17 protein-coding genes are annotated in these 14,031 nt (G+C 71.2%); 13 read left to right on the top strand and 4 right to left on the bottom strand.

Features of this window, described 5'->3' with window-relative positions:
- Positions 1–11 precede the first annotated feature (11 nt).
- Genes ABZ939_RS16815 through ABZ939_RS16800 form a run of 4 tightly spaced genes read left to right on the top strand, consistent with a single transcriptional unit; the run spans position 12 to position 2,090 of the window.
- On the top strand, positions 12–239 hold the full coding sequence (locus ABZ939_RS16815) for a Flp family type IVb pilin (protein ID WP_361854839.1): 228 nt from the start codon (positions 12–14) through the stop codon (positions 237–239).
- Positions 236–880, top strand: coding sequence for a pilus assembly protein TadG-related protein (locus ABZ939_RS16810; protein ID WP_361854837.1), 645 nt, complete (start codon positions 236–238; stop codon positions 878–880). The genes ABZ939_RS16815 and ABZ939_RS16810 overlap by 4 nt, the downstream gene beginning before the upstream one ends.
- A gap of 21 nt (positions 881–901) precedes the next feature.
- A complete protein-coding gene (locus ABZ939_RS16805) occupies positions 902–1,483 on the top strand; it encodes a hypothetical protein (protein WP_361854834.1) in 582 nt (193 codons plus the stop codon).
- 7 nt (positions 1,484–1,490) lie between these two features.
- Positions 1,491–2,090, top strand: a complete 600-nt coding sequence (locus tag ABZ939_RS16800) for an OmpA family protein (protein ID WP_361854831.1) — start codon at positions 1,491–1,493, stop codon at positions 2,088–2,090.
- Here the strand turns inward: ABZ939_RS16800 and ABZ939_RS16795 are convergent.
- Entirely contained in the window at positions 2,087–3,013 is a 927-nt protein-coding gene (locus tag ABZ939_RS16795) for a hypothetical protein (protein ID WP_361854829.1), read from the bottom strand. The two genes, ABZ939_RS16800 and ABZ939_RS16795, sit on opposite strands and share 4 nt — an antisense overlap.
- A 113-nt stretch (positions 3,014–3,126) precedes the next feature.
- Here ABZ939_RS16795 and ABZ939_RS16790 point away from each other — a divergent pair, with 113 nt between their 5' ends.
- Genes ABZ939_RS16790 through ABZ939_RS16775 form a run of 4 tightly spaced genes read left to right on the top strand, consistent with a single transcriptional unit; the run spans position 3,127 to position 5,829 of the window.
- Entirely contained in the window at positions 3,127–3,492 is a 366-nt protein-coding gene (locus ABZ939_RS16790) for a hypothetical protein (protein ID WP_361854827.1), read from the top strand.
- Entirely contained in the window at positions 3,485–4,093 is a 609-nt protein-coding gene (locus ABZ939_RS16785; protein WP_361854824.1) for a hypothetical protein, read from the top strand. The genes ABZ939_RS16790 and ABZ939_RS16785 overlap by 8 nt, the downstream gene beginning before the upstream one ends.
- Before the next feature lie 45 nt (positions 4,094–4,138).
- Positions 4,139–4,696 carry a hypothetical protein gene (locus ABZ939_RS16780; RefSeq protein WP_361854822.1) on the top strand — a complete coding sequence of 186 codons (558 nt, stop codon included), beginning with the start codon at positions 4,139–4,141 and terminating at the stop codon, positions 4,694–4,696.
- A gap of 8 nt (positions 4,697–4,704) precedes the next feature.
- A complete protein-coding gene (locus ABZ939_RS16775; protein ID WP_361854819.1) occupies positions 4,705–5,829 on the top strand; it encodes a hypothetical protein in 1,125 nt (374 codons plus the stop codon).
- Here ABZ939_RS16775 and ABZ939_RS16770 read toward each other — a convergent pair.
- A complete protein-coding gene (locus ABZ939_RS16770) occupies positions 5,801–6,169 on the bottom strand; it encodes a DUF192 domain-containing protein (protein WP_361854816.1) in 369 nt (122 codons plus the stop codon). The genes ABZ939_RS16775 and ABZ939_RS16770 overlap by 29 nt on opposite strands.
- 40 nt (positions 6,170–6,209) lie before the next feature.
- Here ABZ939_RS16770 and ABZ939_RS16765 point away from each other — a divergent pair, with 40 nt between their 5' ends.
- A complete protein-coding gene (locus ABZ939_RS16765; protein ID WP_361855212.1) occupies positions 6,210–6,959 on the top strand; it encodes an A24 family peptidase in 750 nt (249 codons plus the stop codon).
- 34 nt (positions 6,960–6,993) lie between these two features.
- Entirely contained in the window at positions 6,994–8,481 is a 1,488-nt protein-coding gene (locus ABZ939_RS16760) for a DUF2079 domain-containing protein (RefSeq protein ID WP_361854814.1), read from the top strand.
- 36 nt (positions 8,482–8,517) lie between these two features.
- On the opposite strand, the gene ABZ939_RS16755 is transcribed toward ABZ939_RS16760, so the two are convergent.
- The gene (locus tag ABZ939_RS16755; protein ID WP_361854811.1) at positions 8,518–9,666 is read right to left on the bottom strand and encodes a winged helix DNA-binding domain-containing protein; all 1,149 of its coding nucleotides are present in this window, start codon (positions 9,664–9,666) and stop codon (positions 8,518–8,520) included.
- A 77-nt stretch (positions 9,667–9,743) separates the two neighbouring features.
- Between ABZ939_RS16755 and ABZ939_RS16750 the strand changes: the two genes are divergently transcribed.
- Positions 9,744–10,097: a helix-turn-helix domain-containing protein gene (locus tag ABZ939_RS16750; RefSeq protein ID WP_361854808.1), complete on the top strand. Its 354-nt coding sequence runs from the start codon at positions 9,744–9,746 to the stop codon at positions 10,095–10,097.
- A gap of 281 nt (positions 10,098–10,378) precedes the next feature.
- On the opposite strand, the gene mgrA is transcribed toward ABZ939_RS16750, so the two are convergent.
- Positions 10,379–11,416 carry an L-glyceraldehyde 3-phosphate reductase gene (gene mgrA, locus ABZ939_RS16745; protein WP_361854805.1) on the bottom strand — a complete coding sequence of 346 codons (1,038 nt, stop codon included), beginning with the start codon at positions 11,414–11,416 and terminating at the stop codon, positions 10,379–10,381.
- Between the two features lie 110 nt (positions 11,417–11,526).
- Between mgrA and ABZ939_RS16740 the strand changes: the two genes are divergently transcribed.
- Together ABZ939_RS16740 and ABZ939_RS16735 are read left to right on the top strand one after the other, a co-directional pair.
- Positions 11,527–12,288 (top strand): isoprenyl transferase, encoded by a 762-nt coding sequence (locus tag ABZ939_RS16740; protein WP_361854803.1) that lies wholly within the window; start codon positions 11,527–11,529, stop codon positions 12,286–12,288.
- Between the two features lie 301 nt (positions 12,289–12,589).
- Positions 12,590–13,915 carry a PhoH family protein gene (locus ABZ939_RS16735; protein ID WP_361854800.1) on the top strand — a complete coding sequence of 442 codons (1,326 nt, stop codon included), beginning with the start codon at positions 12,590–12,592 and terminating at the stop codon, positions 13,913–13,915.
- Positions 13,916–14,031 lie beyond the last annotated feature (116 nt).

The raw sequence follows: 14,031 nt of genomic DNA, 5'->3' as shown, positions 1-14,031 counted from the left end.
AGGGGACCACCATGAGCGACGTCATGCTGAAGGCCGTGACGAAGGCGAAGGTGCGCTTCGGCGGCTGGGTGCGCGAGAGGTCCCGGGACCGGGGGCAGACGGCGGTCGAGTACTTGGGGATCATCGTGGTCGTGGTGGCGATCGTGATCGCGATCTCGGGCACGAGCATTGGTCAGGACATCAAGAATGCGATCAGCACCAAGATCGCGAGCTTGACCGGCGGTGGCGGAGGCGAGTGACCGATCGCCGAACCGGCGACGCTGGGCAGGCCTTCCCCATCTACATCACGGTGGTGGCTGGCCTGCTCTTCCTTGCGTTCGCGTATTTCGCGGTAGGTCAGGCGGCCGCGACCCGCAACGGGGCACAGACGGCTGCCGACGCTGCCGCGTTGGCGGCGGCCCAGGACGCTCGGGAGCAGCTTCGCGACGGTTGGCTCGAGGTCATTCTTGACCCCACCGCATGGGAACGCTTCCTCAACGGCGAGAGCTACGTGACGTCACGCGCCTGCGAGCGGGCTGCATCGTTCGCCGCCAAGAACGACGCGGACCTCTGGGGTGATGGCTGTGCGCGCCTGCCCCTTGGAGACGAGGGATTTCGTGTGCAGGTGCGCACCCGTTACACCGTGGGTGAATCCATCATTCCGGGCACAGAGGGCCAGCACGCTACCGCGGAGGCCACGGCGGTGCTCGAGCCGCGCTGCTCGTTCACAGCTCCCGAACCCCCGTCAGAACCGGAGCCCGAGCCGGAGCCGGAGCCCACTCCGACGGAACCCGGCCCGATTCTCGGCCTGTCATGCGACGGTGATCCCTGGGAGATCGACCCGGAACGACCGCGGCTGCCCAGTGCCGCTGATCTCTTCACTGTTCGACTGGCCGACTGACAAGCGGAGGAATCCCAACTCATGAGTGTTCGGTACGCGACGAAGGCCCGTAGGGGGATGCTCGCGGTCGTCATTGCGACCGGACTGGCCGTCGGCGCCGGCGGCTGCGGCAGCGAGGACGAGCCTCCGCAGGGGAAGCCTTCCGCGAGTTCCCAGACGTCCAGGGCCCCTGAAGGAAACAAGGGGGCCCAGACCGAGGAGCCCACGGAAGTGCTGGCGGTTCTCAAGGGCCAGCAGGGGCTTGAGTTCACGGTCCAGTCGGCGAAGCGCGACGCTGGGGGGTTCCTGACCGTCAGCGGAAAGCTGTCCAACACCTCTGACGGGACTCAGGTCATTCCGTCCCAACTCGCTGGTGACGAGACTGAGGTCGTCAAGCATGGCAGCTCGCTGGGCGGTGCGACTCTCGTGGACTCGGTCGGAAAGAAGCGCTACTACGTCCTGCGTGACACGGACGGCCGTCCGTTGACCACGACCGGTCTGTCGAATCTCGGAGCGGGCCGTTCGACGAACGTCTTCATGCAGTTCCCCGCCCCGCCCGCCAACACGGCCGAGGTGACGTTCCAGCTGCCCACCTTCCGCCCAGGCACCATCAAACTCTCCTGAGGCAGCCATGACGACATCGAGCCGCATCGCCGTCCTCACCGCAGTCCTCCTCCTCGCCACCGCCACCCCCGCCCTCGCCGACGATCCCCCCAACTCCACCTCCACCTCCTCCCCACTCCCCGAGATCGACGCGAACTCCCCCGAGCTCATGCTTCCCGACGGCGCCACCCTCGCGCCCGCCAAGGTCCTCGACATCAAGCAGATCGTCGAGGAGGAAGGCGGTGAGCAGCGTCGTGAGGACACCAACGTCGACGTCACCTTCGCCCTTCAGGCCGAGGTGCTCTTCGGCAAGGACAGTGCCAAGCTCGGCCCCGCCGCCACCGCCCGTATCGCCGCCATCGCCGTGGAGATCAACAAGCAGAACTCCAGCAAGGTCCGCGTCTTCGGCTTCACCGACAACCTCGGTACGTACGAGCACGGCCTCAAGCTCTCCAAGCAGCGCGCCGACGCCGTACAGCAGGAGTTGGCGAAGAGCCTGGACCCGGGGAAGACGTTCGACATCCGTGGGTACAGCGAGGACTACCCCATCGCCGACAACAGCACAGAGGAAGGCCGCACCAAGAACCGTCGGGTCGAGATCTCCTTCCCCCGGACGACGGGCGGTTAGCGTCCCAGGCTCCCCAGCGCCGACCGGATCGTCGCGATCACGCGCTGAGGGTGCTGGAAGACGTCCGTCGCCGTGAAACGGAGGACGCGGCGCACGCCCGGGCAGTCCGCGAGGTCGTTGAAGCGGCGGACGTCGCGGTCGTGGGCATGGCGCGTGCCGTGGAAGGCGTAGCCCTCGATCTCGATGGCGAGGCCGGCCTCGCGGAAGAAGAAGTCCGGGTGGAGGGAACGGCCGGAGCGCGACCTGAGCAGGGGCTGGCACTCCGGGTGCAGGCCGGCGTCGTGCATGCGGAGGCGGGCGACCGTCTCCGCCGGGGAGCCGGAGGCCGCATCCGTCAGGGGCAGCCAGCGGCGGGCCCGTGCGCCGCCCGGGCGACGCGGGATCAGTTCGGCGGCCAGGTCGTCGTGCTGGACGAGCGGCTCACGGCGCATGCCCCGGACCGTACGGCGGGACAGCGCCGAGTCCGCCGCGACCACGGCCTCCTCGCGCGTGCGGCAGCTCCGTATGAGGTCGCCCACCGTCCGCGCGGGGTTCGTGACCCGCAGCCCCGCCCGGACGCAGGTGTCCCGGTCGGTGAGACGGCCCGTCGTGCGGACGCGCAGATCGGCCCGTCCGGAGCCACCCCCGCCCCGCCGACTCGCGGTGAACTCCAGTACCTCCCGGGTCGCGTCCAGGACCTCGACACGGTGCAGTGCCGCCGCCGTGCCGTGGCTGCACACCAGCTCCGGACGCAGCAGCTGGACCGCCCTCGCCCGGACCTTCCAGTCCACCTCCTTCCCCGGGACGGCCCAGGCTCCCCGGCAGATCCGTTGCCACCCCTCGTCGCGCAGTCGCCTCCCCAATCGGCCGCCTTGCCAGCCCGCCGCGTACGCCCACTCGGTCAGGAGCACCCCGCCGCGGGCCAGTCTCGCCAAGTCGTGCATGGACCCAACGATCCACGGACGAGGGACTGTTCGCATCCCCTGTGGATAACAGGCCCCCTCATGCCGCATCCTGGTGCAAATGGGCGCCAGGACTGCTCCGGAGTGGAGTGCTGATGACGACGACGACCCCGAGCGTGCAACTGGTCAGCGACCTCGTGACCCGGATTCCCGAATTCCGGGGCGTGTTCGACGCACATGTGTTCAACCAGGGGGGTGTGCTGCCGCATGTGTTCTTCTGGGACGTCGTCCAGGACACCGTGCGCTCCTTCCTCGGGGAGGATCCGGCGGCGGCCGACTGGCGCCGCACGCTCGACTTCCTGGAGGAGCAGATCGGCCGCGGCGTCCTCGCGGTCGACGAGGTGATCGTCACCTCGTTCCTCAACGACCTGCCGTATCCCCATGAGCCCGGATACGCCATCGTCCAGGAGCTCGGTCCGGTCATGGCGGCCAAGTTCGGAAGGATCCGCCCCGGTGGGTGAACCACGTCAGAACCCCGACGTGGACGGGCGCCTGCGTCAGGTCGTCGAGGAGTTGCGGCAGCGGCTGGCCGAGGACGAGCCGGCCCGGGAGCCCGCTCCGGCCGACGTCCACGGCACCACCGCTGACGACATCGCCCACGACGCCCTCCACGACCCCGGCCACGACCGGTGGGCCCTCTACCGGCGGGCCGCCTCCGCCCCCACCGCCTGGCCTCTGCTGCTGCGCGCCGTGCGGTGGGAGACGGACCTGGCCCTCGCGTCCGCGGTCGTCGTGCTGATGCTGGAGAAGGTCCCGGGCGCCGAACGGAAGAGCTGGGTCTCGGCCCTCGCCCCCACCGCCCGCCCGTTCTCGCTCGTCCGCCTCCGCGAACTCGCCGTGTACGAGAGGCTGTGCGCAGGGGTCGTGCCCGAGGACTTCGGCCCGGACGACATCGAGGGGTGGTCGGACTGGCTGCAACGCCGGGCCGCACTCGGCCTCGACGAGGAGCGCGTGCTGACCCTCCTCGCCCGGACGGGACGGACGAAGAAGGCGCGGCGCACGGCGCTCGAACGGCTTCGCCCGATGGTCCGCTCCCGTGGACAGGACCGTCGGATTCCATGAGCGGCTCGGCGTACAACTTCCTGACCACCCACCGGGTCGCGCCGCATGCCCTCGCGGCCGCGCTCGCCGACGTCTTCGGCGTACCCGTCGGCCGGGTGGACGTCGCGGGCCCCGACACCGACCCCGACACCCCGCGACTGGGACGCCCCTGTCCTCTGCGGGTACGAGACGGTCGCGGGCGATCTCGCCCTCTCCCTCGACGTCTGGACCCCCCACGCGCCGGCGACCCCTGACGCTCGGACCGCCCGCGACGCCGCGACGGCCCCCGACGCTCCGACCGCCCCGGGCGCTCCGACCGCCCCCAACGAGCCCACCGCCGCCCTCCGTCTCGCCGTCCTGAGCGGCACGACCGTGCTGTATCCGGCGACGGACCTCCGCAACCCGTCCGCCTACTGGGCCGCGACCCCCGACGGCCTGGTGACCCGGGCCCGCGTCGAGGAGTCGGACGATCCGGCGGAGCCCCGCCTCACCGTCGAGGCCGTGGAGGCCCGCGTCCCGCACCTTCCCGGCGCCCGCGTCCAGCTGCTCCCCGAGGTGTACCGGAGCGAGCCGATCGAGCTGCCCACGACCGGCGCAGATCCCCTGGGAGTGACACCGACATAATCGAGCGCATGTCCGCAGACCGACCCCGTCCTCGTACCCGACCCCGTCCCCAGGAATCACTCGCCGCCGCCCTCGGCGGCTACGCCGCCACCCGCGTCATCGGCCTCGCGGTCCTCGCCGTCGCCGCCGCCGTGGTGGGCAAGGACGGGATGCACCGGCTGACGGGACGCTGGGACGCGGTCTGGTACGTCCGTATCGCGGAGAACGGCTACGGCTACCAGGTCACCCTGCCGAACGGCAGTGTCCACTCCGACCTCGCCTTCTTCCCTCTCTTCCCGGCGCTCGAGAGGGCACTGTCCACCGTCCTCCCCGTCGACGCCGCCACCGCCGGCCTGCTCGTGTCGTGGGCCGCCTCGCTCGCCGCCGCCTGGGGCATCTACGCGGTCGGCAGCCATGCGGCGGGCCGGCAGGCCGGCGTCGCTCTCGCCGTCCTCTGGGGCGTGTATCCGACCGCGTTCGTGCAGTCCATGGCGTACACGGAGACGCTCTTCACCGCCCTCGCCGCCTGGTCGATCCTGGCCGTGCTGCGCGACCGCTGGATCCTGGCCGGTGCGCTCTGTGTGCTCGCCGGACTCACCCGGCCGACCGCCGCCGCGCTCATCGCCGCCCTCGGGATCACGGCGCTCGTCACCGTCGTCCGCGAACGGAAGCTGCCCGCCCGCATGGTGGCCGGGGTGCTGATCGCCCCGCTGGGCTGGCTCGCGTACATCGTCTACGTCGGGGTGCGGGAGGGCAGCCCGACCGCGTACTTCGACGTCCAGGCCGCCTGGGGGAACTCCATCGACGGCGGGGTCGCCCTCGCCCGCTTCATCTGGGGGCTGCCACCGCTGGCCGGCCTCGGGCTGTGCGCGGCGCTCGGGCTGCTCGCGTGGCTCGTGGTCCTCTGCGTACGGCAGAAGCATCCCCTGCCGCTGCTCGTGTACACGATCGCGGTCGTGGTCGTCTCGCTGATCGGCGCCGCGTACTTCGGCTCCCGGCCGCGTCTGATGATGCCCGCGTTCGGGCTGCTGCTGCCCGCCGCGGTGGCGCTCGTACGGCTCCGGGTGCGCAACCGCGTCCTTGTCCTCGCCGGGCTCGCCCTCGCCTCGGCCGGCTACGGCGCCTTCACTCTGCTCGGTTCGGGACCGCCGTGACCCGTACGCCCGGCCGCAGACCCCAGCCCGCCATCGCGCCGCCCTCCGCCTCCAGCGCGTGCCGGCCCCGCAGGCGGATCATGCCGAGGCGGCCCGGCCGCATCGTGACCACGTCGAGGACGGTGAACGACCGGTCCAGATAGGCGACGTCGATGACGAAGCGCATACCGAAGGTGTGCACGCTGTTCGTCGGGGTGATGAGCATGGCGCCCGCGATGCCGTCCCGGCCGAGCAGGCCCCGCCGCCGCGCCCGGTAGGAGGCCGCGATCTCCAGCGGGACCGCGTCCTCCCCGACGAGCAGGCTTCCCGTTCCGTCGCGCCATCTCCCCGGTCTCCCCATGGGGGAGACGGTAGCGGCGGCCCTGGGTAGGGTGCGGCGGGTGTTCGCCACGCTGATCGCCGTCGCCGCCCTGTGGGGCGCCGTCGCCGGGTTGCTCGTGCCGCGCGCCGCGTACCGGCTGTCGGTCGAGCCGGAGGAGCCGTGGCGGGACAGCTGTCAGGCCGGGCACGCCCTGGTGGGCCCCGCGCGCGGCTGGCTCGGCGGCCCGGGGTGCGGCGCCTGCGCGTCCCCCACCGAGCGCCCCCTGGCCGCGCCCTTCGTCCCGTCCCTCGTCACCGGCCTCGCCTGCGCCGCCCTCGCCGCCGCCACCGGCCCCCGCCCCGAACTGGCCGTCTGGCTCCTGTACGCGCCCTTCGCCGTGCTCCTGGCGACCGTCGACATCCGCGTCCACCGGCTGCCCGACCAGCTCACGCTCCCGCTCGCCGCCATCACCCCGCTGCTCCTCCTCGGTGCCGAACTCCTGCCGTACGACGCCGGCTCCTGGCTCCACGCGCTGCTCGGCGGACTCGTCCTGGGCGGCGGATACTTCGTGCTCTTCCTGATCCACCCGAACGGCATGGGCTTCGGGGACGTGAAGCTCGCGGTCTCCCTCGGGGCGGTCCTCGGCTGGTACGGATGGGGCGTCCTGTTCGCCGGTACGTTCGCGGGCTTCCTCTTGGGTTCGCTGTACGGGCTCGGCCTCGTCGTCGCGCGGCGCGGAAACCGGAAGTCCGCGATCCCCTTCGGCCCCTTCATGATCGGCGGCGCCCTGCTCGGACTGCTTCTCGGCGCGCTCTCCGCGACCCCCTGAGGTTTGCGACCTAGCATCCAGGCATATGCGGACAATGACTGACATTCTGCCCGTCAAGTCGCGGGCGGAGGCCGCCGCGCAGCCCACCCGCCGGCTCCTGCGGCCCGGCCTCCTCCCCTGGGGATGGGCCGCGGCCCTGTGCCTCCTCTATGCGACGGTCGCCGTGCGCCGCCATCTGCTGCTGCGGACCACCGGCTACGACCTGGGCATCTTCGAGCAGGCCGTCCGCGCCTACGCCGCATTCCGTGCCCCTGTCGTCCCCTTGCGCGGCCCGGACTTCAACCTGCTCGGCGACCACTTCCACCCCCTCCTCGCGGCCCTCGCCCCCCTCTACCGCCTCTGGCCCTCCCCCCTCTGTCTGCTGATCGCCCAGTCCGCCCTCCTCGCCCTTGCAGTCGTCCCCCTCGCCCGCTGGGCCGTCCGCGCGCTCGGCCGCCGGGCCGCCCATGCGATCGCCGTCGCGTACGGGCTCAGCTGGGGCATCGCCTCCGCCGCCGCCTTCGACTTCCACGAGGTCGCGCTCGCCGTACCCCTGCTCGCGTTCGCCCTCGAAGCGCTCGGCCGCCGGCGCTGGGGCAGCGCCGTCGCCTGGGCCGCGCCGCTCCTTCTCGTCAAGGAGGATCTCGGGCTGACCCTGGCCGCCGTCGGCGTCCTCATCGCCGTCAAGGGACCGCGCCGGCTCGGCATCGCCACCGCCGCGGCCGGTCTGCTCGGCTCCCTGATCGAGATCAAGCTCCTGCTCCCCGCGTTCAACCCGGGCGGGGACTACGCCCACGGCGGCAACCTCTCCGACGGCTACGGCTCGCTGCTCTCCACGCTCGCCCACGCCCCGCTCGACGTCCTGCGCCCGGACATCAAGGCCATGACCCTGATCCTGGTCTTCGCCCCGTCCGCGCTGCTCGCCCTGCGCTCACCGCTCTCGACGATCGCCGTCCCCACCCTCGCCTGGCGCATGGTCTCCGAGAACGGCTTCCACTGGGGAACGGCCTTCCACTACAGCGCGATCCTCATGCCGATCGTCTTCGCGGGGCTGATCGACGTCCTGAGCCGCGAGACCTCGGCCCGGAACGTCCGCGCCTCGCTCGCCACCGTGCTCGCCGTGACCGTCGTGATGATCCCGTCCTTCCCCCTGGCGCAGCTGGCCCAGCGGGCCACCTGGCGGACCACCCCACACATCGAGGCCGCGCGCGCCCTGCTGGCGCGGATCCCGGACGGCGCGACGGTCGCCGCGTCCAACCGGCTCGCCCCGCAGCTCACTTCGCGCTGCGAGGTGGTGATCTTCCCGACCTTCCCGGTGGACAGCAGGCTGTACGAGTACGACCGGAAGCAGCTGCCGCCGCCGACGGCCGAGTGGATCGTGTACGACAACCGGACGCCGGAGGCATGGCCGTACAAGCCGGGGCACTGGCCGTACCCGCTCGACCAGCAGGAGGCGGAGCTGGTCGCGGCGCGGGAGAAGTACGGGTACGAGTTCGTCGCGGCGCGCGACGGAGTGACGCTCCTGCGCCGGGGCCGCGCCTGAGGCGCTACGCGTGGGGACCCACCGACACCTCGCCGACTACGCGTGGGGCCCCACCGTCACCTCGCCCACCGTCAGCTCCGCCCTTCCCTCCAGGACCTCCCCGACCCGCCCGGCCTGCTCCTCCAGTTCCCGCAGCCGGGCCGCGGTCAGCCGCTTCAGCGGCTCGACCGTCACCGCGATCCGCTTCCCGGACCGGCGCTGGTGCCACACCCCGGCGACGTCCCCGTCGACCAGCAGCACCGGGAAGTTCCCGGCCTGGCCGCCCGCCAGCGCCCGCCGGTACGCCTCGCCCGGGAAGAGCCGCTCGCGCGGCTGCGAGGCGATCGTGAAGGCGTCGAAGTACGGCAGCAGCCGGACGCCCCGAGCCGGGGCGTCCGGGAAGTCCGTGTCCCCGGCGACCACCCACGCCGTGCCGCCCTCGAAGGAGACCTCCTCGATCCGGCCGTCCCCGGCGAGCGAGGCGAAGAGCCCCGTGGCCCAGCCCGCCGGTGCCGCCAACCACTTGGCGAACTGCTGCGGGGTCGCGGGGCCGTACGCGTACAGATGGCGCTCCACGAGCTCGCCGAGCGCCCGCGTCCCCTCCTGCGGCCGGACCTCCGGGTTGGTGTACGTGACCTTGCGGCCCCGGTCGCGGCCGAAGCACAGCACCCCCCGGTGGGCGGCCGTGTGGGTGACCTGCCGCCAGCGGGGCCACTTGTCCTGGAAGGCCTCCATCACCCGGTCGCCCGCCCAGGAGCCCGTGCGTGCCACGATCGCGTCCGTCAGCTCGTCCACGGTCAGCTCCACCCCGGTCAGCGCGTCCGCGATCGCCGCCACGACCTCGTCCGTCTGCGCCGCCGTCATCCGGACGTCCGGCGGCTGCTGACCGCCGCCGGACGGGATCGCGGAGAGCGCCCCCGTCCACAACGGCAGATCGGCGGCCGGCAGCAGGTGCACGGTGCCGCGCGGGCCGTACGTCTTGACCAGCGTGCGGTCCTCCCAGAGCGCCGCCCGCACCTCCGCCCGCGTCGCCCCCGTCGTACGCAGCGCCACGGACAGCTCGGCGGCCGACAGGACCTGGGCGTGCGCGCCGAGCAACGCGGCGGCCACCGCCGCCGGCGGGGCGCCGGTCGGTTCGTCCAGGAACTGGCGGTGGATCCTTCGGGCGTCGGCCTGCGCCCAGCCGACCTGTGGTGGGGTGGTCATGAATCGACCGTAAGCGCGGAATAGGTCAGGGGCTGTCCGCCTTGACCGAACAGTCGGGACGAATCGAGGAGTTGGCGATGGCCAAGGGGAAGACCGGGTACGACTGCGGGCTCGACGCGGCCGTCGACGTCGTCGGCGGCAAATGGAAGCCACTGATCCTGTGGGCGCTGCACGCGCACGGCACGACCCGCTTCGGGGAGCTCAAGCGGCGGATCACGGGCGTCAGCGAGAAGGTGCTGATCCAGCAGCTGCGCGAGCTGGAGGCGGACGGCATCGTCCACCGGGAGATCTACCCGGAGGTCCCACCCCGGGTGGAGTACTCCCTGACGGATCTCGGCGAGGCGCTGAACACGGCGCTGCTGCCGCTCGGGGAGTGGGGCGACCGCTTCATGGCCGAGATCCTCGCCCGTAAGGCCGCCCAGGCCGCCTGACGCCGATCCGCGGCCGGTGGCCGGCCCGGTTCCGTCAACCACGGGCCCGTCCCGGGGGGTCCCTCTTGGGAGGTACGGAACCCGCCGCCACGCCGGGGCGCAAACCCGCCAACAGACCCCACGGCCCTTGTCCCGACTGGGGTCCGGCAATTCCGAGAGAGACCATTGGCGACGCGTGGCACGCGCCTCCCCTTCTGAAGGGTTATGGTGGAAACCCCCCCTCGGGCCGGTCCGTATCCCCCCCACGGACCGGCCCGTTTTTTGTGCCCGGAGGCGGCGGATCAGTTCCGTCCGGCCCAGATGTTGGTGCCCTCGGTGTCCACGGCGAAGGAGTCGATCTCCTTCAGCTCCTCCTCCGTCAGCGGCGGCCCGGACAGCGCGGCCACGTTCTCCTCCAGCTGCCCGACGCTGGACGCGCCGATCAGCGCGGAGGTCATCCGTTCGTCGCGCAGCACCCACGACAGCGCGAGCTGCGCCAGCGACTGACCGCGCCGCTCGGCGATGTCCGCCAGACCGAGCAGCCGCCGCAGCACCTCGTCGGAGAGCAGGTTCGGGTCGAGGGACTTGCCCTGCGTGGCCCGCGAACCCTCCGGGATGCCCTTCAGGTACTTGTTCGTGAGCAGGCCCTGGGCGAGCGGCACGAAGGAGATGCAGCCCATGCCGGCCGCCTCCAGCGTGTCCAGGAGGGCGTCCTCCTCGGTCCAGCGGTTGATCATCGAGTACGACGGCTGGTGGATGAGCGCCGGAACACCCATCTCCTTGAGGATCCGGGCGGCCTCGGCGGTCTGCTCGCTGTTGTAGGAGGAGACACCGACGTACAGCGCCTTGCCCTGCTGGACGGCGGAGGCGAGCGCCCCCATCGTCTCCTCCAGCGGGGTGTGCGGGTCGAAGCGGTGCGAGTAGAAGATGTCGACGTAGTCGAGACCCATCCGCTTCAGCGAGGCGTCCAGCGACGACATCAGGTACTTGCGTGAGCCCCACTCCCCGTACGGGCCGGGGTGCATCAGATAGCCCGCCTTCGTCGAGACGATCAGCTCGTCCCGGTAGGGCGCGAAGTCCTGGGCGAAGATCTTGCCGAAGTTCAGCTCGGCCGAGCCGGGCGGCGGCCCGTAGTTGTTCGCCAGGTCGAAGTGGGTCACACCCAGGTCGAAGGCGCGGCGCAGGATCGCGCGCTGCGAATCGAGCGAGCGGTCGTCGCCGAAGTTGTGCCACAGGCCCAGGGAGACGGCGGGGAGCTTGAGCCCGCTGCGGCCGGTGCGGCGGTACTCCATGTGCTCGTAGCGGTCCGCGGAGGCGCGGTACAGGGGGGAATCAGTCACGTATCTCTGCTTATCACGGACTTGTGACAGTCCCGGGCTGGGAGCCATTGACCCGTGCGCAGTAATGTGGCGGCTTCGGGGACCGCCGCGGCATGGAGGGGTTAAGAACAGTGAACCTGCGCGACCTGGTGTACGGGCTCTACGCACGCCGGGTGGAAGGCCGCCTCGACCATGCCCAGGTGCCCAAGCACATCGGTGTGATCCTCGACGGCAACCGGCGCTGGGCCAAGGCCTCCGGAGGAACCCCCGAGCAGGGCCACAAGGCCGGCGCGGACAAGATCCAGGAGCTGCTCGGCTGGTGCGCCGAGACCGACGTCGAGGTCGTCACGCTCTGGATGCTCTCCACCGACAACCTGAACCGGCCCGAGGAGCAGCTCGTCCCGCTGCTCGCCATCATCGAGGACGCCGTGCGCGCCCTGGCCTCCGACGGCCGCTGGCGGGTGAACCACGTGGGCACGCTCGACCTGCTGCCCGCCCGCACCCAGTCCGTGCTGAAGGAAGCCGAGCAGTCCACCCACGACAACACGGGGATACTCGTGAACGTCGCCGTGGGCTACGGCGGCCGCCAGGAGATCGCGGACGCGGTCCGCTCGCTGCTCCTGGAGCACGCGGACAAGGGGACGAGCTTCGAGGAACTCGCCGAGATCGTCGACGTCGAACACATCTCCGAGCACCTCTACACGCGCGGCCAGCCCGACCCGGACCTGGTGATCCGCACGAGCGGTGAGCAGCGGCTGTCCGGGTTCATGCTGTGGCAGAGCGCCCACTCCGAGTACTACTTCTGCGAGGTCCACTGGCCGGCCTTCCGCAAGGTCGACTTCCTGCGGGCGCTGCGCGACTACGCGGCCCGGCACCGCCGCTACGGCACCTGAGGGAAACCGGAAGCCGGGAGTCCGTCGCGGGGCGGGTCACCTGTCGTTCATGAACACGTCGTCATATGCCATGGCATGGCGGCGGGTGTTCGAGGGAATACCCCTTCCAGAGTGAGCGGCACGGAGACCGCCACCCGGGAGGCCCGTTGCACCAGGACGACCGTGCAGGACATGTACGGACGGAGCGGAGGGCCGGAGCTCGGCCCGCGCATCGTGGCCAGAGCCCGGTCCCATCCCGCAGCGACACCGCTTCCGTCGCGCCCCGACCTCACAAGGGTCGTCAAAGGGGGTCTGTCCTTCCGTGGTGACCAGCACTAAGCGCCGCTTGTCCGACAGGCGCACCTATGTTCTCGACACCAGCGTCCTGCTGGCCGACCCCAACGCCGTGTCCCGCTTCGACGAGCACGAGGTCGTGCTCCCGATCGTCGTGGTCACCGAGTTGGAGGCCAAGAGGCACCACCCCGAACTCGGCTACTTCGCCCGGGCGGCCCTGCGCCTCCTGGACGACTTCCGGGTCCGGTACGGACGCCTGGACGCCCCGCTCCCCATCGGGGACCTGGGCGGCACCCTGCGTGTCGAGCTGAACCATTCCGACCCCGGCGTGCTCCCGGCCGGCTACCGGTTGGGGGACAACGACTCACGGATTCTGGCGGTCGCGCGGAATCTGCAGGCCGAGGGGTACGACGTCACGGTCGTCTCCAAGGATCTGCCGCTGCGCATCAAGGCGTCCTCGGTCGGTCTCCTCGCCGAGGAGTACCGCGCGGAACTCGCCATCACGGACAACAACGGCTGGACCGGAATGTCCGAACTGGCCCTTTCCGCCGACCAGGTGGACATCCTCTACGACCAGGACACGCTGTACGTCCCGGAGGCCGCCGAGCTTCCGGTGCACACGGGCCTGGTCCTGCAGTCCGAGCGGGGCAAGGCGCTCGGCCGGATCACGGCCGAGGGCAACGTGCGGCTGGTCCGGGGCGACCGGGAGGCGTTCGGCATCCGCGGCCGCAGCGCCGAGCAGCGGATCGCACTCGATCTGCTCCTCGACCCGGACGTCGGCATCATCTCGATGGGCGGCCGGGCCGGCACGGGCAAGTCCGCGCTGGCGCTCTGCGCGGGCCTGGAGGCGGTCCTGGAGCGCCGGCAGCACCAGAAGGTGATGGTGTTCCGTCCGCTGTACGCGGTCGGCGGCCAGGAGCTCGGCTATCTGCCGGGCAGCGAGGCCGAGAAGATGAGCCCCTGGGCGCAGGCGGTCTTCGACACGCTCTCTGCGGTGGCGAGCCGTGAGGTCATCGAGGAGGTGCTCGGCCGCGGGATGCTGGAGGTCCTCCCGCTCACCCACATCCGGGGCCGCTCCCTCCACGACGCCTTCGTCATCGTGGACGAGGCCCAGTCCCTGGAGCGGAACGTCCTGCTGACCGTTCTGTCCCGGATCGGGGCGAACTCCCGTGTGGTGCTGACCCATGACGTCGCCCAGCGCGACAACCTCAGGGTCGGCCGGTACGACGGAGTCGTCGCCGTGGTCGAGAAGCTGAAGGGGCATCCGCTCTTCGCCCACGTGACCCTCACCCGCTCGGAGCGCTCGCAGATCGCCGCGCTCGTGACCGAGATGCTGGAGGACGGTCAGATCTGAGCCGATAAGTCCGGTTCATACAGTCCCGTACCCGTACGGGAGTTGGCGCCGCCCGGCAAAGCGCAGGAGCTTAGCCGGGCGGCGTCGTGCTGTCCGCCCAATCGGCCAAAACTCTT

This window comes from Streptomyces sp. NPDC046712 (assembly GCF_040645695.1).
GTDB lineage: Bacteria > Actinomycetota > Actinomycetes > Streptomycetales > Streptomycetaceae > Streptomyces.
Note: the sequence above shows the minus strand (reverse complement) of the source record. Positions and strands in the feature narration are given on the sequence as shown.

What these genes read in the sequence shown, in the direction of transcription:
- ABZ939_RS16815 (WP_361854839.1), top strand. Translation starts at nt 12, where the DNA reads ATGAGCGACGTCATGCTGAAGGCCGTGACGAAGGCGAAGGTGCGCTTC.
- ABZ939_RS16805 (WP_361854834.1), top strand. Translation starts at nt 902, where the DNA reads ATGAGTGTTCGGTACGCGACGAAGGCCCGTAGGGGGATGCTCGCGGTC.
- ABZ939_RS16800 (WP_361854831.1), top strand. Translation starts at nt 1,491, where the DNA reads ATGACGACATCGAGCCGCATCGCCGTCCTCACCGCAGTCCTCCTCCTC.
- ABZ939_RS16795 (WP_361854829.1), bottom strand. Translation starts at nt 3,013, where the DNA reads ATGCACGACTTGGCGAGACTGGCCCGCGGCGGGGTGCTCCTGACCGAG.
- ABZ939_RS16790 (WP_361854827.1), top strand. Translation starts at nt 3,127, where the DNA reads ATGACGACGACGACCCCGAGCGTGCAACTGGTCAGCGACCTCGTGACC.
- ABZ939_RS16780 (WP_361854822.1), top strand. Translation starts at nt 4,139, where the DNA reads ATGCCCTCGCGGCCGCGCTCGCCGACGTCTTCGGCGTACCCGTCGGCC.
- ABZ939_RS16775 (WP_361854819.1), top strand. Translation starts at nt 4,705, where the DNA reads ATGTCCGCAGACCGACCCCGTCCTCGTACCCGACCCCGTCCCCAGGAA.
- ABZ939_RS16770 (WP_361854816.1), bottom strand. Translation starts at nt 6,169, where the DNA reads ATGGGGAGACCGGGGAGATGGCGCGACGGAACGGGAAGCCTGCTCGTC.
- ABZ939_RS16760 (WP_361854814.1), top strand. Translation starts at nt 6,994, where the DNA reads ATGACTGACATTCTGCCCGTCAAGTCGCGGGCGGAGGCCGCCGCGCAG.
- ABZ939_RS16755 (WP_361854811.1), bottom strand. Translation starts at nt 9,666, where the DNA reads ATGACCACCCCACCACAGGTCGGCTGGGCGCAGGCCGACGCCCGAAGG.
- ABZ939_RS16750 (WP_361854808.1), top strand. Translation starts at nt 9,744, where the DNA reads ATGGCCAAGGGGAAGACCGGGTACGACTGCGGGCTCGACGCGGCCGTC.